General features: G+C 51.9%; 14 protein-coding genes. 11 read left to right on the forward strand and 3 right to left on the reverse strand.

Going from position 1 to position 19,469, the window contains the following annotated elements; genetic code table 11:
• The first annotated feature begins 12 nt into the window (after positions 1–12).
• The 10 genes from ELY33_RS16260 (at position 13) to ELY33_RS16305 (ending at position 12,998) form a co-directional block, all read left to right on the forward strand.
• On the forward strand, positions 13–492 hold the full coding sequence (locus ELY33_RS16260; RefSeq protein ID WP_126948953.1) for a TRAP transporter small permease: 480 nt from the start codon (positions 13–15) through the stop codon (positions 490–492).
• Complete coding sequence (locus ELY33_RS16265; protein ID WP_126948954.1) at positions 482–1,783, forward strand: TRAP transporter large permease; 1,302 nt, start codon at positions 482–484, stop codon at positions 1,781–1,783. Before ELY33_RS16260 ends, ELY33_RS16265 begins: the two co-directional genes overlap by 11 nt.
• A gap of 423 nt (positions 1,784–2,206) precedes the next feature.
• On the forward strand, positions 2,207–3,181 hold the full coding sequence (locus tag ELY33_RS16270) for a TAXI family TRAP transporter solute-binding subunit (protein WP_126948955.1): 975 nt from the start codon (positions 2,207–2,209) through the stop codon (positions 3,179–3,181).
• 137 nt (positions 3,182–3,318) lie between these two features.
• Complete coding sequence (locus ELY33_RS16275; RefSeq protein WP_126948956.1) at positions 3,319–5,913, forward strand: TRAP transporter permease; 2,595 nt, start codon at positions 3,319–3,321, stop codon at positions 5,911–5,913.
• Positions 5,914–5,924: 11 nt separating this feature from the next.
• Entirely contained in the window at positions 5,925–6,353 is a 429-nt protein-coding gene (locus ELY33_RS16280; protein WP_126948957.1) for a universal stress protein, read from the forward strand.
• A 339-nt stretch (positions 6,354–6,692) separates the two neighbouring features.
• Positions 6,693–7,511, forward strand: a complete 819-nt coding sequence (locus ELY33_RS16285) for a DUF2189 domain-containing protein (RefSeq protein ID WP_126948958.1) — start codon at positions 6,693–6,695, stop codon at positions 7,509–7,511.
• Positions 7,512–7,760: 249 nt separating this feature from the next.
• Positions 7,761–8,249 carry a putative pterin-binding protein gene (locus ELY33_RS16290; protein ID WP_126949142.1) on the forward strand — a complete coding sequence of 163 codons (489 nt, stop codon included), beginning with the start codon at positions 7,761–7,763 and terminating at the stop codon, positions 8,247–8,249.
• Positions 8,239–10,491: a hybrid sensor histidine kinase/response regulator gene (locus tag ELY33_RS16295; protein WP_126948959.1), complete on the forward strand. Its 2,253-nt coding sequence runs from the start codon at positions 8,239–8,241 to the stop codon at positions 10,489–10,491. Before ELY33_RS16290 ends, ELY33_RS16295 begins: the two co-directional genes overlap by 11 nt.
• Entirely contained in the window at positions 10,445–11,632 is a 1,188-nt protein-coding gene (gene nosP / locus ELY33_RS16300; RefSeq protein WP_126948960.1) for a nitric oxide-sensing protein NosP, read from the forward strand. The genes ELY33_RS16295 and nosP overlap by 47 nt, the downstream gene beginning before the upstream one ends.
• On the forward strand, positions 11,604–12,998 hold the full coding sequence (locus ELY33_RS16305; protein WP_126948961.1) for an ATP-binding response regulator: 1,395 nt from the start codon (positions 11,604–11,606) through the stop codon (positions 12,996–12,998). Before nosP ends, ELY33_RS16305 begins: the two co-directional genes overlap by 29 nt.
• Positions 12,999–13,012: 14 nt before the next feature.
• Here the strand turns inward: ELY33_RS16305 and ELY33_RS16310 are convergent, their stop codons facing one another.
• On the reverse strand, positions 13,013–13,696 hold the full coding sequence (locus ELY33_RS16310) for a response regulator (RefSeq protein ID WP_126948962.1): 684 nt from the start codon (positions 13,694–13,696) through the stop codon (positions 13,013–13,015).
• A gap of 119 nt (positions 13,697–13,815) precedes the next feature.
• Here ELY33_RS16310 and exaC point away from each other — a divergent pair, with 119 nt between their 5' ends.
• The gene (gene exaC / locus ELY33_RS16315) at positions 13,816–15,336 is read left to right on the forward strand and encodes an acetaldehyde dehydrogenase ExaC (RefSeq protein ID WP_126948963.1); all 1,521 of its coding nucleotides are present in this window, start codon (positions 13,816–13,818) and stop codon (positions 15,334–15,336) included.
• Positions 15,337–15,499: 163 nt separating this feature from the next.
• Here the strand turns inward: exaC and dauA are convergent, their stop codons facing one another.
• Entirely contained in the window at positions 15,500–17,251 is a 1,752-nt protein-coding gene (dauA, locus tag ELY33_RS16320; RefSeq protein ID WP_126948964.1) for a C4-dicarboxylic acid transporter DauA, read from the reverse strand.
• Positions 17,252–17,420: 169 nt separating this feature from the next.
• Positions 17,421–19,469 (reverse strand): choline BCCT transporter BetT, encoded by a 2,049-nt coding sequence (gene betT / locus ELY33_RS16325; RefSeq protein ID WP_126948965.1) that lies wholly within the window; start codon positions 19,467–19,469, stop codon positions 17,421–17,423.

The following is a 19,469-nucleotide window of genomic DNA, read 5'->3' on the forward strand; positions in this document are numbered from 1 at the left end:
TGTGAGGCTGCCATGAAAGGCTTTCCTGATGCACGCCCTGAGCGCTGGCTTGGCGCGCTGTCACTTATTGTTATTGCGTTAATTAGCCTTGGAAATGTGGTCACACGTTATCTAACAGGCGGTTCATTTTCGTTTACTGAAGAGTTTTCGGTGTTTTTACTGGTAGTGCTGACGTTTGCAGGGGCATCGGTGGCACTTAGGCGTAACCGTCATATCCGTATCGGTTTTTTGGAGAGGGCGCTACCTGGACGGTGGCGCTTTGCATTGATTTTATTCCAGGCGCTGTGTGGGTTAACCGTGTTGGGCTTAATCACTTGGTACGGCGGAAAGCTGGCTTGGCAAGAGTATCAATGGGAATCGCTGTCACCAGGATTAGGGCTGCCCCAGTGGTGGTACTTGGTATGGCTACCGGTATTGTCAGCTGCCATGGTATGGCGTCTCGTTCAGCAAACCCGTGATCGATTAAAGGGAGGGCTGAATAATGACGCCTGATGTCTGGATGATCCTCGCCTTTGCCGGGTTTTTGATCGCGGGTGTGCCAGTGGCATTTTCGCTCGCGTTAGCTGGTTCAGTGGGTATTGTGGCTGGCTTATCACCGGATATGCTAGCAACGCTAGGCACCAATACTTACAACAGCATTGCCAAGTATCCTTTAATTGCGATACCACTATTCATACTGACTGGGCTGATTTTTGAGCGTTCTGGCGTTGCGATACGCTTGGTGCGTTTTGCGCAGGCGCTTATTGGGCCTCGTCATGGTGGTCTGGCACTGGTTGCGGTGTTGGTGTGCATGATTATGGGAGGCATGAGTGGCTCAGGCCCGGCGGATGCGGCGGCTGTGGCGATGGTCATGCTGCCCAGCATGACAAAAGCGGGCTATCCAAAGCCATTTTCCGCCACACTTATCGCAGCATCGGCCTCTACCGCTATCTTAATTCCCCCTTCCGTGGCGCTCATTCTTTATTCGATTGTGGTGCCTGGCGTTGATCTGCGCGCACTATTTGCTGCGGGTCTCTTTCCCGGTATTTTGGCCGGATTGGCGTTGCTGGTACCTGCCATGATCGTCGCTAAGCGTTACGGCTGGGAAGGAACGCCAGTAGAAGGTGCTGAAACGTTAACCGTTCGCACGACGTTTAGGCAGGCGTTGCCAGCCTTGTTTGCGCCGGTGTTGATTTTGGGTGGGCTACGCTCAGGCTTATTTACACCAACGGAAGCTGCCGTGGTGGCGGTCGCTTATGGCACTGTTGTTGGACTGTTTCTGACGAGAGAGCTTTCGTTACGCGACTTATGGGAGTTGTTAGGAGAGGCTGCCATTATTTCTGGGGTGGTGATGTTGATTATCGCCCTGGCAGGCATTTTTGCCTGGGCCGGTACAATGCTGGGAACCTTCCGCCATTTAGCGGAGTGGATCATTGGCTTAACGGATAACGGCGTTTTGTTGTTGATACTCGTCATGCTGGCGGTGTTAGTGGCTGGCATGCTGCTGGATGCTATCTCTATCTACCTCATCATGATGCCAGTGCTTATTCCGGTGATGCAGCACTTTGAATGGAATCCCGTATGGTTCGGCATTCTACTAGCCATGAATATCGCGATAGGCCAATTTACCCCGCCGGTTGCAGTGAATTTGATGGTAACAACCGAGGTAGCCAAAATCCGCTTGGAAGAGACGCTGGGGTGGGCGTTACTATTTGTATTGGCGATGGGGTGTGCGCTAGCCCTTGTGGCTATTTTTCCGAGTATTGCCCTGTGGTTGCCATCGGTACTTGGCTACAACATATAAGTAAAATTAGCATTAGTCTGCCGCAAACGGATAAGAAATGTTCAATTCGCTATACGCCATGCGAATACGGCATGGCTGTTAACGGTAACTAAACGTAATTCATCGGTAATCTAGGTATGTTGTCTGAGCTGCTTGTGGTAGGCAATGCATTACGCATGGTCTCTGAGAATTAAGTGAAACTGCTGAACCGTAATACTTAATTGCAAGCACTAGGATGTGGAGGGCGCTATACCGGCGAAGATTTGCTGTGTATTTCGCCAAGTAGATTTTTTTTCGCTAAAGTAGTGAGTGTCGGCTTTACTAATCGATGTCGATAACAGATTGTCTTGAAAACGTTTTGGAAGAAAAACACCTGAGGGAATTGTTCAGCAGGTGGCTTCAAAGCGCATAACGCTCACAACATCAAGATAAAGAGGTGTGTCTATGAAACGCCATGTATTTTCTACTGCTGCTTTCTCCGGCGCGTTGATTGCAGCGGCAAGCTTTGCAACGCCGGCGGTTGCGCAAGAACGCTTCATTACTATCGGTACCGGTGGCCAAACAGGTGTGTACTACGTAGTTGGTCAGTCGATTTGTCGTTTGGTGAATCGCTTGGAAGATGCCAATATCAAATGTAATGCACCTTCCACTGGTGGGTCTGTCGCTAATATTAATGGTATTAAGTCAGGCGAATTGGACATGGGTGTGGCCCAGTCGGATGTCCAGTACCAAGCCTACAATGGCACTGGAAATTTCGAAGGAGAACCCTACGAAGAGCTGCGCGCTGTATTCCGCGTTCACGGCGAGCCCTTGACCCTTCTGGCGCGTGCTGATTCTGGCATCGAGACGCTCGATGATTTGGAAGGCAAGCGCGTCAATATTGGCAATCCAGGCTCAGGCCAGCGCAACACCATGGAAGTGGTGATGGGTGCCAAAGGCTGGACCGAAGATACCTTCTCTCTGGCGTCTCAGCTTGATGCCGCAGAGCAAGCAGCAGCACTTGCAGATAACAATGTTGATGCCATGGTGTATGTGGTTGGCCATCCCAATGGTTCTATCCAAGAAGCGACCACCACTGTTGACGCTCGCCTGATTCCCCTTAATGATGAAGACATTCAGGGCATCGTCGATGAATACCCCTACTACTCCGCATCGGTAATCCCGGGTGGCCTGTATCGCGGCAATGATGAAGATGTCGAAACCTTCGGTGTGGCGGCTACCTTTGTCACTACCGCCGAGGCTGACGAAGACATTATTTATCAGACTGTTAAAGCAGTTTTTGATAATTTCGATCGCTTCAAACGTCTGCATCCCGCCTTCGAGAACCTCAATCCGGAAGAGATGGTGACGCAGGGGCTTTCTGCACCGCTGCATGAGGGAGCTGCGCGCTATTACCGTGAACAAGGCTGGATCGAATAATCCTGCAGCCTGAGGTATTGCTACCTTGGTAAGGAATGCGCGGTTACCCGAGGGTGCCGCGCATTTTGGTTTAAAATGTTGATAGGGCATTTCGATATGGCAATGATGCGTCAATCGTCTCGGGGAAGGGCAGGCATATGACTGAAGATAAGAATAAACCTTCGGGAGCCGGGGTAGACTTGGAGGACATGGTAGCCTCCAGCGACACGGGAGCCCGTAAACCGGCCGGCATGCCCGGTAAACTCTTGGTAAGCATTGCAGCGGTGTGGTCTCTTTTTCAATTGTGGATTGCTTCTCCAGTACCCTTCATGTTGGGTTTTGGCGTCTTTAGTGCCACTGAAGCCCGTTCCATTCACTTAGCCTTCGCGCTGTTTCTGGCGTATATGGCCTATCCGGCGCTCAAGCGTTCGCCTCGTGACCGTGTTCCGATTCAGGATTGGATACTTGCAGCGGCGGCAGCCTTTTGTGGCGCTTACATGTTCATGTTTTACGAGCAGTTATCCCAGCGCCCTGGCGCACCCATAATGCAGGACGTCATTATTGGCATCGCCGGGATATTGTTGCTGCTTGAAGCGACTCGTCGTGCCCTTGGTCCACCGTTAATGATTGTGGCATCGGTTTTCCTTATCTACAGCCTGGCTGGGCCGTGGATGCCGGGCATTCTTTCCCATGGTGGAGTTAGTCTATTCGGCTTGATTAATCACCAGTGGTTGACGACGCAAGGTGTCTTCGGCATCGCTTTGGGGGTCTCAACCAGCTTCGTGTTCTTATTTGTGTTGTTCGGTGCTTTGCTGGATAAGGCTGGCGCTGGCAACTATTTTATTAAAGTGGCGTTTTCGATGCTCGGTCACTATCGCGGCGGGCCAGCGAAAGCCGCCGTGGTGGCGTCCGCCATGACCGGTCTGATTTCCGGCTCTTCGATTGCTAATGTCGTGACGACAGGTACCTTTACGGTGCCCATGATGAAACGTGTTGGGTTCTCTTCCGAAAAAGCCGGTGCCGTTGAAGTGGCGTCATCGGTTAACGGACAGATTATGCCGCCGGTGATGGGGGCTGCCGCCTTCCTGATGGTTGAGTATGTCGGTATCTCTTATGTTGAAGTGATCAAGCATGCCTTCCTGCCCGCATTGATTTCCTATATTGCACTTGTCTATATCGTTCACTTAGAGGCCCTAAAAGCTAATATGCAGGGGCTAGAAAGTAGCAATCCACCTAAACCGCTTGTCAACAAGGTCATCGGTTTTCTTAGTGGTTTGCTGCTGATGATGATCACCGCCCTGGCGGTTTATTATGGCCTGGGCTGGCTCAAACCGGTGCTAGGCGATGCAACTCCCTGGGTGGTGGCTGTTGGTCTTGCAGTGGTTTATGTTGCGCTGCTCAAATTAGCAGCAGGCTATCCTGAACTCGAGCTTGACGACCCTAACCAACCGATTTATTCACTGCCACAGACTAAGCCTACGGTGTTGGTTGGTTTACAGTACATCCTGCCGGTCATTGTGTTGGTCTGGTGTTTAATGGTAGAGCGGTTGTCTCCAGGACTGTCGGCTTTCTGGGCCACTGTATTCATGACCTTCATCATTATTACCCAGCGCCCCATCACGTCGATCTTTAGGGGTCGCAGTGATATGGGGGCAGATTTGCGTGAAGGCGTTATGGATCTGTGGAGCGGCTTGGTCACCGGTGCGCGCAATATGATCGGTATTGGTATCGCCACGGCTACCGCCGGTATTATCGTCGGTGCCGTGTCGCAGACCGGGGTAGGACTGGTATTGGCCGAGGTCGTGGAAACGCTGGCCATGGGCAACTTGATGCTGATCTTGTTGCTTACCGCAGTGCTCAGTTTGATACTTGGTATGGGCCTGCCTACGACGGCTAACTACATTGTCGTCTCAGCTTTGCTGGCACCGGTCATCGTGACCCTTGGCGCTCAAAATGGTTTGATAGTGCCGCTGATTGCGGTGCATCTGTTTGTGTTCTACTTCGGTATCATGGCTGACGTTACGCCGCCGGTAGGGTTAGCGTCCTTTGCGGCGGCGGCTGTGTCTGGAGGCGATCCTATCCGAACCGGTTTCCAGGCGTTTTATTACAGTCTTCGCACCGCGGCGCTACCGTTCCTATTCATCTTTAATACCGACCTGCTACTAATCGATGTGACCTTTCTTCAGGGAATACTGATCTTCGTGGTATCGACCATTGCCATGTTGATCTTCGCTGCGGCGACCCAAGGCTTCATGATTACTCGCAACCGCTGGTATGAGTCTATCGTGCTGCTGCTGATAGCGTTTACGCTGTTCCGCCCTGGTTTCTGGATGGATATGATCCATGATCCTTATGAATCAATACCGCCCGCACAGTTCGTCGAGGCGTTGGGCAATGTCGATGAAGACTCCACCCTTCGCTTGCAGATTGCCGGTCTCGACGATTACGGCGACCCCATGACGACCTACATGATTCTACCGGTGCCTAAGGGTGAAACGGGGCAGGAGCGGCTCGATAACCTGGGTATGGAGCTCTTAATAGAAGAAGGCACGGCGACTGTTGACATGGTGGCTTACGGCAGCCAAGCAGCCGATATCGGTTTTGATTTCGATCAAAAAATCATTGAGGTTCTGGCCCCGGTCGACCGTTGGACGAAAGAGCTCATGTGGATCCCCGCCTTCCTGGTCTTTGGGCTGATTGTATTAATGCAACGCCGGCGTCGTAATAACACGTCAGCTACCGCTACTGCATGAAGGAGAATGCCATGTACAGCAAGATCATGTTGCCGGTGGATCTGAATGAGGAGGACTCTTGGTCAAAGGCACTGCCTACCGCCTTGACGCTATGTCGGACTTTCGACGCTTCGCTACATGTGGTGACGGTGTTACCAGACTATCGAATGCCTATGGTGGGCTCCTATTTTCCCAAGGATTTCGCCAAAAAGGCGCATGCGGCGATAACCGACGCACTTCACGACTTTATCAAGGTGAATGTGCCTGACGACATTCAAGTGCAAAGTGTCATCGTGGATGGGTCTCCGTGGGAGGGGATTATTAAGGCTGGTAAAAAACTGGACGCAGATCTGATCGTTATGGCGTCACACACCAAACGTAAATTTGTAGACTACGTATTGGGCCCTAACGCGGAACATGTGGTTCACCATGCCAAGGTATCGGTGATGATCGTGCGCTGACGCTTCAATACCAAGATGTTTGTTAAGCGGACTCCAGGCCATTTGGCCTGGAGTTTTTGTTTGTGGGGATATATTAACTGTGGGGATACATTAACGTTGGCTAACGCATCGAATAAATTGGCGTTAATGGCATGAATGCAGGATTTTTTGTACGCGATGTCTTCAGATGGCCCCAGGCTGTCAATGCTCAGCTACATTAAAGATACGTTAAGCCATTAACTAATGGTTAACGAACTCATGCATGTGGCAACTTTTATCAGGGGGTAAGTTCTACTTCCTCAACCTGATAGGAGTTTGAAAAGCCACCGCTGCATTGGGGTAAATCTAAGGAGTCATGCCATGAATGCAGCTACAACAAAAAAGCACGACCGAGCAGATATGTCTAACGTAAAAATTATTATCAATAAGGTGGGTATGGACCGGCCACGTGCATGGCTTGCTGCGGGGGTTGAGGACTTTCGACGCGCAACGGCTATCAGTTTGACCTACGGCATGTTTTGGGTGGGAATAAGTATCGCCATTACTGCGGGCGCGATAACACTGGGCTACTGGTACTGGTTATTACCCATGATTGCGGGTTTTATGTTTGTTGGCCCGCTCGTGGCGGTAGGTTCCTACGGTATTAGTCGCGCTCTTGAGCGTGGGAGAGTTCCTACCCTCGGCGATGCCTTTGGTAGTTGGCGTCCGCATGCAAGTCAGTTAGCGATGATGGGCGTGATGATGATGATTTTCCTCCTCGCTTGGATTCGTCTGGCAACACTGCTTTTTGCACTGTTCTTTGGACTTGAAGTGCCTAATCCGGCCACTCTTTATTCATCTCTCCTGACTACACCTGAAGGCCTTGGTATGATTGCCGTCGGTTTAGTAGCGGGCGGCATTCTTGCTTTCGGTGCATTTGCGATTAGCTCAGTGGCCATTCCAACCCTAATGGATCAAGATCTTACCTTTATGGAAGGTATTGAAGCTAGCATACGTTGCATTGCCATCAATTTCCGTCCCATGCTGCTGTGGGCCGCTATGTTGACCGGCTGTGTTTTGATCGGCGTGCTTACGTTTTACATTGGTTTGGCCCTTATCTTACCTGTTTTAGGCCACGCAACCTGGCATGCCTACGAGGACTTGGTGCGCTTTGAGCCAGTCGAAAAGCTTGAGACCTAATAGTTTGTATCTAGTGGTTTGTATCTAATGGTTTTTAAGTAGGCATATAATACCTACGTTTAGTTTTAAACTAACCTTCAGGTAAAAAAGTACTTAACCTGATCCGTTAAAAGAGATAGCGTAATATTTGCGCTGTCTCTTTTTTTTGTCTAACCGACTACTTGTCCGGATGACTGACAGAGGTAGGGCTGAATTTTATGGCTACGTCGTGAGGTAAGCGTTGTGAAAGCATTTTTATTGGGGTGGATTATGCTGATGCTCAGCATTCCCCAACAGGGTTTGGCTGATGAGCCAATAGGCGCTCTAAAGGTGCCGGAATCCTCTGTTATTCTGTCAATTAATGGTGATATTAACCATCGCAACGTTTTAACTGAGGCGCGGTTTGATCGTGATATGTTAAGTGCCTTACCGCAACACTCCTTTGAAACGGGAACGCCGTGGACAGAAGGCAGCAGTGCGTATAGTGGGCCACTGATGCGGACACTGCTAGAGAGCGTTGGGTCTGTCGGCGATAGTGTTCATGTTTCCGCTCTAAACGGGTATGAAGCGCAAATACCCATCAGTGATTTTTACGAGTACGATGTGATTTTAGCCTTAGAAAGGGACGGGCAAAGCATTCCTATCCGAGAGTACGGGCCGCTATGGGTGCTATATCCATTTAGCCAAGATGAGGCACTTTTGAGCGAAAAAATGCGCTTTAGAGCTGTTTGGCAAGTCATGCAGATACATGTCCATTAGACGCTCTATGACTCGGGCGCCCCGTCTATTACGTTACCCGCGTCGCTTCAAAGTGGTGGCAATGATTACCGTACTGCTGTTCGCAGCAGCCATGGTGGTGGCAGTCTTAGCGGCTTGGCGCCAGGATAATTTGACGCAAAGTCTAAGAGAAGATACGGCTTGGGTCGTTTATAAGCTTGATCGCGATGCCATTCAGTTGCTTAATCATCTACTTGCTACCACCCGCGGTCCGCTTTCACCTGCCGGTCAAGATGATCTAAATCTGCGTTTTGAACTGCTCTACAGCCGAATTACCCTGCTGCAGGAAGGCGAAGTGAGCCAGCTATTAGACAGCATCAGCATGGCTAAAGCGTTATTAGTTCAAATCCAGCAGCAGATAGATACGCTAGATCCTATGTTTGAGCCTCATGCTTCGCTCCCTCAGTTACCGGTCGCTGAGCTAGAGGAAGAGTTGCTGGTGCTCACCCGACTGACAGAGCGATTTGTGATCGCAATTAATGGTTATCTCGCGGAGTCCGCAACTAAAGAGCGCGCTCTTCTAAGCGTTTTGTACAAGCTTTTAATGTCGCTACTGGTGGGAATGAGCTTCGCGGTGTTGCTGGTCATTGTGTTTCTCGTACGTGAGATGCGAGAAAGTGCTGCCGCTCGGCGTGAGCAAGAGCAATTGAGCCGTCAACTTGAAGTCACTGCCAAGGAGGCTCAGGCTGCGAATCACGCTAAATCTGACTTTTTAGCGATGGTCAGCCATGAAATCCGCACGCCGCTCAACGGGGTTATTGGCATGAGTGAGTTGTTGCGTGAACCAACTAGCCTTGAGCAAGTAGAAGACTATGCGCGCACGATTCATGATAGTGCTAATCAACTGCTGGCGATGATTAATGAAATTCTTGATTTTTCGAAGATTGAAGCGGGACATTTAACGCTTGAAACCTCTTCAACCGCTCTTAAGCCATTAGTCGACAGTGTCATATCGCTATTTGAGCCTCGCGCTAAGACAAAAGGACTGAAACTAACATTAGTTATCGACCCTTTGGTGCCTGCATGGGTAATGATAGACGCCAGCCGGCTGCGTCAGATTTTGCTTAACCTTACCGCTAATGCCATTAAGTTTACTGACCATGGCGAGGTCAATATATGTGTTCATTCCACAGTGAACTGCCTGTTATTTGAAGTTCGTGATACTGGGTGTGGTTTGAATGAGCAGCAGCAGGCATCATTGTTTGAGCCATTTCAGCAAGCGGATGGGTCAGTTGCTCGTCGGTTCGGCGGTACGGGGCTGGGTTTGGCAATTTGTAAACGCCTAAGCGAGGCAATGCAGGGTCGATTAGGGGTTCGAAGTACTCCCGGTTTAGGTAGCACATTTTGGTGTGAGTTGCCCCTAGTAGAAGCCAGCCCCGTTACCGCGCCGTTGTCGTCCGAGCCGATGCTGGATTTTACTGGCACGTCCTTACTGCTTGTGGAAGATAATGCCGTTAATCGTAAAGTCGCCACGGGGCTGTTGTCGCGGCTTGGATGCGACGTAGTGTGTGCTGAAAATGGCCAGGATGCGCTAGATAGGGTGAAAGCTCAGCAAGTGGATCTCATCTTTATGGATATACAGCTACCGGATATTGATGGTATTGCTGTGACCAAAAAGCTTCGCGCTCAAGGCGGATGGCTAGCTAACGTGCCCATTGTGGCGATGACGGCTGGCGGTGTAGAAGATGTACGCCAACGCTGCCTTGCGGCGGGAATGAGCGATTACATTACCAAACCGTTGTCCTTACTTGCCCTTAGTAATGTGTTGTCACTGCAGCTGTCTCCGGCTTCGCGTTCCTACGCCTTGCCGGTATTGCCTTTAGATCGAGAGCAGCATGAATTACCGCCACTGCTTAACCGTGAAACACTAGAGTCGCTGGTTGTATCGTTGGGGGCTGAAAGTGTCGATCAACTCATCATGTTATATCATCAGCAAGTCAGTGATTATTCTGCTCAGCTGTGTGCTTACCTGAGTGATGCGTCATTGTTAACCGCTGAGCAAGCCGAGCAAGTAGCGCGCTTAGCACACCAACTGCGCGGCGAGTCGCTCGGTGTGGGGGCAGATCGTTTGGCTGCCGAAGCAAAACGGCTCGAAATAATTGCCAGTAACAGCGACACTCCACCGCAGGATTTCACGCAACCCCTCAGTCTGCTAAGACAAACCGCTTCGCGAACCCATGCTGCGTTGGAGAAATGGCGCCGTGACGATAGCCCCGAAGAATAGCGGAATTCAGACCGCCGCCAGCAACCAACTAAACCCCTTTCAAGCCGCTCGTGAACTGGCTCAACAGCTAGGCCATGAGCACTTGGGGTTTGTGCTGTTTTTTTGCAGTGCTGAATATCGGTTAGAGGAACTAGCGACTGCCTTGGACGGCGCGTTTGATAAGGTGCCGATGAGTGGCTGCACAACGGCGGGGGAAATTACCCCGCAAGGCTATGACCGTGGTTCGGTGGTAGCGATAGGCTTTGATCGACGCGTGTTTGCAATTGAAACCGCGCTGATAAACGATCTTGAACACTTTGATCTTAGCCGTGCGCAACCGCTTGTGGATAGTTTATTAGAGCGTTGCCGACAGCAGGCTGTTGCCCCGGTGAACGAGCATAGCTTTGTGCTTACATTGCTGGATGGTTTGTCCAGCCGTGAAGAGCAGGTGTTAGCAACGTTAGATGCTGCACTTGGTCGTATTCCCAGCTTCGGTGGCTCGGCGGGCGATGACAATCATCTTGCTCACACTCATGTTTATGCGAATGGGCAGTTTCATACCCGCGCTGCTGTTGTAGTAATGATTAACACGCGGCTGCCGTTTGAGGTGTTTTCTACTCATCATCTTGAGCCGCTTGCCCATAAATTGGTGGTAACAAACGCTGACCGGGAACGGCGCCGAGTGCTAGAACTCAACGGTTTACCTGCCGCGGAAGTTTATGCTGCGCTAGTCAACTGTCATGTTGATGCGCTTTCACCCTCCATTTTTGCTCAGCACCCGCTGGCGGTTTATATCGGCGGTCAACACTATATTCGTTCAATACAACGTGTTAATGAAGACGCCAGCCTAACCTTCTATTGCGCGGTAGAAACGGGCATTGTGTTGACCGCGATGCGGCCTGCGCCGTTACTCTTGGATTTAGAGGTAATGTTACAGCGCGTGCAACAGCGCTTGGGTGCAACGCCAACAATTATAGGCTGTGATTGTTTCTTACGCCGTATGGCGCTTGAATCTCTGCAACAGCTGGATCAGGCATCCTCGCTGCTTCGTCATGCGCGAGTGGTGGGGTTTAATACTTACGGCGAACAACATCATGGTATGCACGTAAATCAAACGTTTACGGGGGTGGCCTTTGGCGCTCTTCCAACTAGCGGCGGATAGTGACACCGCGGCAGATGATGCCACGCTACGCGAGGAAAACCGCCGTTTGCGTAAGGTTTGCCAAGCGCTGATGGAACGTGTGGAGTCTGGATCAAGTCCCAGCAATGCTCCCTATGCAGCGTTTGAACGCTCGGTGCTGCTGGCTGAGCAAGTGCGCGAACGTACCGACGCGCTTCACCGCACATTAGACGAACTCAGCCAAGTGAATGCCCGACTGCTGGCGGCTAACGCCGAAGCAGAGGCGGCCAACCTTTCCAAAACGAAATTTTTAGCAGCGGTGAGCCACGACCTGCTGCAGCCATTAAACGCCGCCCGGTTATTTGCCAGCGCTTTAGAAACGCATGCGCTCCCCGAGGCCTCCCAAGCGTTAGTCGGGCACATAGGACGCTCGTTAAAAGATGTTGAGGGGCTTTTGGGAACCTTGGTGGATATTTCCCGGCTGGATGCTGGCGTGCTACACGCGGATAAAGCACCCTTTGCGGTAAGTACGCTACTAGACGCCTTAGCAGAAGAGTATCGGCAAGTGGCCGCAGTGCGTGGGCTAACGCTTCACTACGTGCCATCGAGCGTGGTGGTCGATTCTGACTTGGCGCTGCTGGCGCGTGTCGTGCGCAACTTTCTCAGCAATGCGGTGCGCTACACCGAGCAGGGTCATTTGCTGCTTGGCTGTCGACGACGCGCCAACGGTCTTGAAATTATGGTGGGCGATACCGGTCCGGGTATACCGGAGCCGCAGCGTCAGGCGATTTTTCTAGAATTTCGCCGCGCCAACCAGTCCCAGAGTAGCCACAGCCGAGGGCTTGGATTAGGACTGGCGATCGTCGATCGAATCAGCACTATGCTAGAGCACCCCGTTACTCTTGCCTCACAGCTTGGATATGGCTCGCTTTTTTCCGTGTTAATACCTTATGCAGCCCCCAGTACTGGTGCATCATCCGTTGCTTATGCTCAAAAATCATGGCCTGAGTCTGAACGTTGGCAGCACAACCCGTTACAAGGCTGCGTTATATGGGTGATTGATGATGATCCTGCAATCATAGAAGGGATGCAGGCATTGCTGGGCAGTTGGGGTTGCCGGGTGAGGGCGGCTGCTACGGTGAGTGCGTTGGAAGCGGCGAGTGACGGTGAGCGCCCGGCCGTACTGCTGGTGGATTACCATCTTGGAGACCATCGCGAAAATGGGATCGACTTGGCTGCGCGATTGCGGCGTCGCTACCCAGGATTAGCCACTGTGGTTATCACTGCTAATCATGAGGCAGCTTTAAAGAGAGCTACACGCGAAGCAGGGATGCACTGTTTATTAAAACCGCTTAAACCACTTCGCTTAAAGATGCTATTGGGAGCGCTCTTAGAGAGCCACGCTTAACGCAGCGTTGGCAGTTAAGTAGAGGAGGTGCGTTTGGAAAGGTAAGCGCCCAGCTCCTCTTCGCCTGCGATAACGATGGCGTGCACTCTACTCGTCGCTCCTAACTTACGTAAAATAGCAGAGACATGCGTTTTAACCGTGGTTTCAGCGATCAACAGCTCACGCGCGATGAGTTTATTGGACATCCCCTGCGCCATGCAGCTCAGTACATCTAACTGCTTATCGGTTAAACGTAGTAGCCGTTCGCGGGACACTTCCGATGAAGACGTTAACGCCGATGGCTCCATGCGGGCGGGGGGCTGGCGCATAATATCCGCAGGCAGATAAAGCTGCCCCTGGAGGATCTGATTGAGTGCCGCCAACAGCTGCTCTCGGGGGGTTGATTTTGGAATATAGCCAACGGCACCTTGGGTAATCGCGTCTAACACCAGCTGGCGTTCTTGATGCGCCGAGACAATGGCGACAGGAAGCCATGGGAATCTTTCTCGCAGTATTGCCAGCCCTTCTAGTCCCTCGGCATCGGGTAGGCTTAAATCGAGTAATAGCAGATCAAGCTCATCGTGAATGCCTATTGTGTCAATAGCCGCCGCCAAACTGTCGGACTCCAATAACTGAGTATCGGTTAATCCAGCGCTAATCACCGCGTGCAGTGCATCGCGAAACAGTGGATGGTCATCTGCCACTAACAACGAGTACATGGCGTCTCCTACCAAGGGATGAGGGTGCGTCCTGCCATCGGGCTATATCGTAAATGGCGCGTGTAGCCAACACTGGGTAGGCACCTTATTTAATAATCATAATACTCAGGAGCTATACCATGATCTACGCCAACCCGGGTGATACTGGTTCCGTTGTGTCCTTTGAAAAACGCTTCGGCAACTATATCGGCGGAGAGTTTGTTCCCCCCGTCAACGGCCAGTACTTTGACAATATTAGCCCTGTTAACGGTCAAGTATTTTGCGAAATCCCCCGCTCTAGCGCTGAAGATATTGAAAAAGCGTTAGATGCAGCTCACAAAGCAGCGCCCGCTTGGGGTAAAACCTCCGCTCAAGAGCGCAGTAACATCCTACTTAAGATTGCCGACCGCCTCGAGCAAAACCTTGAGATGCTTGCTGTAGCCGAAACGTGGGATAACGGTAAAGCGGTTCGCGAGACCCTGAATGCTGATATTCCGCTTGCCATTGACCACTTCCGCTACTTTGCTGGCTGCCTGCGCTCACAAGAGGGTACGGCTGCAGATATTGATGCCAACACGGTTGCCTACCACTTCCATGAGCCGCTGGGCGTTGTTGGTCAGATTATTCCCTGGAACTTCCCGATCTTAATGGCTGCATGGAAGCTTGGGCCTGCGCTTGCCGCTGGTAACTGCGTCATATTGAAACCTGCCGAGCAAACCCCTGCCTCTATCTTGAAAGTGATGGAAGTGGTTGGCGATTTGCTGCCGCCCGGCGTACTGAATATCGTTAATGGCTTTGGTCCAGAAGCTGGCCAAGCACTCGCCTCCAGTAAACGGATTGCCAAAATTGCCTTTACTGGCTCGACGCCGGTTGGCTCGCATATTCTTAAATGCGCAGCAGAAAACATTATTCCTTCGACCGTGGAGCTAGGGGGTAAGTCGCCCAACATCTATTTCGCTGACATCATGAACGCCGAGCCGACGTTTATTGATAAAGCCGTTGAAGGTTTGGTGCTCGCATTCTTCAACCAAGGCGAAGTATGTACCTGTCCTTCCCGTGCGCTGATTCAAGAGAGCATGTACGACGAGTTTATGGCCAAGGTGATTGAACGGACGAAAACGATCAAGCGTGGCAATCCGCTGGATACCGACGTGCAAGTAGGTGCTCAGGCGTCTCAAGAGCAGTTTGATAAAATCATGGCGTATATGGACATTGCACGCGATGAAGGCGCTGAGTTTCTTTCCGGTGGCGATAAAGAGACCCTGGATGACAGCATCAATGGCGGTTACTACATTCAGCCCACCCTGCTCAAAGGCAACAACAAGATGCGCGTCTTCCAGGAAGAGATCTTTGGTCCTGTGGTCGCTGTGACTACCTTTAAAGATGAAGAGGAAGCGCTGGCCATTGCCAACGACACCGAGTTTGGTTTGGGGGCAGGCGTATGGAGCCGTGACATCAACGTTGCTTTCCGCATGGGCCGTGGCATTCAAGCAGGCCGCGTATGGACTAACTGCTACCACCAGTATCCGGCCCACGCTGCGTTTGGCGGTTATAAAAAATCAGGCGTAGGTCGCGAAACCCATAAAATGGCGCTTGAGCACTATCAGCAAACTAAAAACTTGCTGGTCAGCTACGATATCAACCCACTGGGCTTTTTCTAGTAGTAGCCAGCTTTGCAACGATACCGCCCGGCCTTGTAGCCGGGCAGTATAAAAGGCTGCACCGTGCTGGATATAGCTGGCGCTGGATATGACTGGCCGAGCGACCAGATGGGGAAAAATAGGACTTTCTTCCCTTTTTTATCTCTTTTTTATCCCCTACCCGCTATTCAGTACCCACAACAGCCTGCTTTCCCAACCAGCGACGCGCCATACGCTCGGCATGGGCGAGATTGCTCACGATTGCTAATTTGCCCACCTTACGTTTAATGCCTGCGCGCTTAATTTTGAGCGCCATTCGTGGTGGCATACCCACAAACATGACGCCTACACCCTGTTCGCTTAGTTCACGGCATAGGGTATCTAGCGCGACGATGGCCGTGGTATCCAAGCTGGGCACATCGCGCATATCCAAAACGATAACCCGCACACTGTGATCAATCACTCGGAGTGTGGCGATCGCCTTTTCAGCGACGCCGAAAAAGAGTGGGCCGTGAATTTTGTAAAGTACTACTTCTGGCGGGAAGTGCGCGTCTTTATCGGGTGTGTCTACGCGTCGGGTGTGAGTTAACTGGGCCATACGGCGAATAAACAGTGCCGCAGCCAGACCGATACCGACAGCCACCGCGATTACCATGTCGAACATTACCGTTAGCGCAAAGCAGATCACTAGCACCCAGACATCACTAGCAGGGGCACTTCTCAGCGTATGCATAAAATGGCGCGCTTCACTCATGTTCCAGGCGATGATAAATAGCAGCGCGGCTAGCGCAGCCATGGGCACGTATCCCAGAGCGCCTGCCAGTGCGACCACTGCGAGCAGCACCACCAGCGAATGCACCACCGCAGCGATAGGTGAGAAGGCGCCACTTTTAATATTGGTTGCTGTGCGGGCAAGTGCTGCCGTGGCGGTAATGCCGCCAAAGAAAGGCACCACTAAATTGCCCAGCCCCTGACCAATCAGTTCGGCGTTAGGGTCGTGACGGGTGCGAGTTAAGCCATCTGCTACTACGGCGCAGAGCAGTGATTCAATTGCCGCCAGTAAGGCAATGGCCAGCGCTGGGCCAAGCAGCGCCTGAATCAATGCGAAGTTGATCTCAAGCGGCGTGCCATCAGCGCCAGGAAAGTGCCAAGGTGCGGTAAAGCTAGGCGCAAAGGGTGGAATACCGCTACCGCTTTCACCCTGAAACTCCCAGCTAAAACGCGAGGCGATTGTGTCAACTTCAAAGCCACCCATTGTTAGCAATGTGGCAACGAAGGTGCCTACCGCCAAGCCAACTAACGGGGCTGGGACCGGAGTATTTAATCGAGGCCAGATTAACAGCGTCGCCAAGGTGACCAGCCCCACGCTGATTTCTGTTGGTGAAAGACTGGGTAGCGCTTGGCCAATCAGTACTAGGTTGTGCAGGGTGCTATCGCCCAGTTCTACTCCAGCCAATCCAAGAAAGTCAGGTAGTTGCAGTAGCGCAATCACTAACCCAATGCCCGCCGTAAAACCAAGGATAACCGGGTAGGGCACGTATTGAATCAGACTCCCTAGCCGCGAAAGCCCTAACGCAACCAAAATAGCCCCCGCCATTAGTGTGGCGATCAATAGGCCGCCCAGGCCGTAGTTAGCTACAATGGGAAATAAAATCACCACAAAAGCAGCGGTGGGGCCTGAAACGTTAAAACGCGAGCCGCCGCTCAATGCAATCACTGCGCCCGCGACAATCGCAGTGTAAAGCCCATGTTGGGGCGGCACGCCAGTAGCGATCGCCAATGCCATAGAAAGGGGTACGGCCACCACACCAATCGTCAGTCCTGCCATCACATCACGCTTCAATTTGGCAAGCGTATACCCTTCGCGCCATGCGTTGAGTAACGCACTGCCTGGCACTGGGAAGACGTAACCCGAAGGGCGGTGGTCGCGGGCCATGAGGCAATTCTCCTAGTGGATTGGAAAAACGAAACATTACGTTACACCTAGCCTTGGTTTCTCACAATATGGCGTTAGTTGTGTGGGAGCCGTCATCGCAGCTGTTCGCACATGAAAAATCCCGGCGCGTTTGGCCGGGATTTTCCATTTCACTTCACGACTTATGCTGTTACATCTGGGAATCTTCTGGCGGTTCGCCGATGGTGCCTGGCATCGCTTGTACATGCCCCATTTGCTGACCCGCCAAGGTGAGGAAGTGCAGGTGGCGTTCGTATTCTGCCACAAGATCACCAATCACCTGGCCACGAGTATAGCCATTCAGGTCTTTGTCTTGCCCACCTTCTGCTAGGTACACGTCTAACCGCACATAGAAGTCGTCATCCGCCGGAATGAAGCTTGGCGTACGCATGCGGTGCGGGCATACCTGATAGACAAAGCTCGTCGAATCGCCAAGGTCGACCTGCAACGTAAGATTGGGTAGCGACTCACCGTCAAAGTGCTCTTCGGTAACGTTGGCGGTTTGGCCACGGCTTTCAAGTTCTTGGGCAAATTGCGTCATTGCTGGGCGAATAGAGTGCTCGATGGTCGCTGCGGCACCTGCTCGGTTAGACGTATCCAGTGCACGATCCAGGCGCTCGCGCCAGTCGCCGCCAGAAGCACCACCGGCAATCATGCGGCGTGCATCTGCCTTGCTGCCTTCTAGCTTCAGGGCTTTGTACATCCCCACCATTACCGCGAAAATCACCAATGAAAAAGGCAGTGCGGTAATCACTACGGCGCTTTGCAGGGCGTTTAAGCCGCCTGCCATCAGCAGTGCAATGGTAATCAAACCAATCACTGCGGACCAGAAAATACGCAGGCGTATCGGGGCATCGTGGTTTACGTCACTCAAAATAGAGGTGAAGTTAGCCAGTACCAGTGCGCCGGAGTCTGCAGAGGTAATAAAGAATACAATGCCTAGTACTGTCACTACCGCTGCGGTAAGCCCCACGTAAGGGTAGTACTCAAGCAGTGTGTAAAGTGTGGTTTGCGGAGTGTTGAGAGCCTGTTCGCCCAGTTCTACCACGCCTTGGTTGGCCACTAACTCAATGCCACTGTTACCGAATACCGACATCCACACCATCATAAAGGCCAGCGGAATGAACAACGCGCCGGCGACAAATTCGCGGATGGTACGGCCACGTGAAATACGTGCCAAGAAAAGGCCGACAAACGGTGTCCAAGCAATCCACCAGCCCCAGAAAAAGATTGTCCACCACATTTTCCACTCTTGAGCGCCTTCATCGGCAAACGCGTAAGTGTTAAAGCTGGCACCCACAAAGCCAGAGAGGTAGTCACCAGCGTTATTGACTACTTTATCTAGCAAAACCAAGGTATCGCCTGAAAAGAGCACAAAGAGCATGAGTGCTAGCGCGAGCAGCATGTTGAACTCAGAAAGGCGGCGAATGCCTTTCTCGACGCCAGTCACCACGGAAATGGTTGCTAAAACAACGACCAGCACTATCAGAATGACCTGTACGGTGAGCGTTTCCGGCACACCGAACATGTAAGTGAGGCCATAATTAAGCTGCATTACCCCAATGCCCAGGCTAGTGGCAATACCGAATACAGTGGAGATAACGGCAGTAATGTCCACAGCGTTACCAATAGGCCCGTGAATACGCTTGCCTAAAATGGGATAGAGCGCGCTACGGATCGCCAGCGGCAAACGATGGCGGTAGCTAAAGTAGGCCAGCGCCATACCCATCAACACGTACAGCCCCCAGCCGGAAAGCCCCCAGTGCAGATAGGTTTGAACGACGGCTTGACGCATTGCTTCTTGGCTTTCAGGCGCTAGATCAGGCGGTGCCAAATAGTGAGCGACCGGTTCTGCAACGCTGAAAAACAGTAGGTCGATGCCAATACCTGCAGCAAACAGCATGGCGGACCACGATAACAGCGAAAATTCAGGCCGTGAGTGATCAGGGCCAAGGCGAATGCTGCCAAAGCGCGACATGCCAATAATCACCACAAATAACAGATAAGCCACAATCGCCAGCATGTAATACCAGCCGAAGGTTTTACTTACCCAGGCAAGTCCGGCATCGAAAAAAGCGCCGGCTTGCTCGGTAAACAGCATGGTAAGAACCAAGAAAACGATAATGCCCGCTACACTCCCGTGGAAAACCACGGGATTAAGGCGGTCTCGGGAGGGAAGGTTGGGGTTGTCTTTCGCCAT

Origin of the sequence: Vreelandella andesensis, from assembly GCF_003989795.1 — a bacterium.
GTDB lineage: Bacteria > Pseudomonadota > Gammaproteobacteria > Pseudomonadales > Halomonadaceae > Vreelandella > Vreelandella andesensis.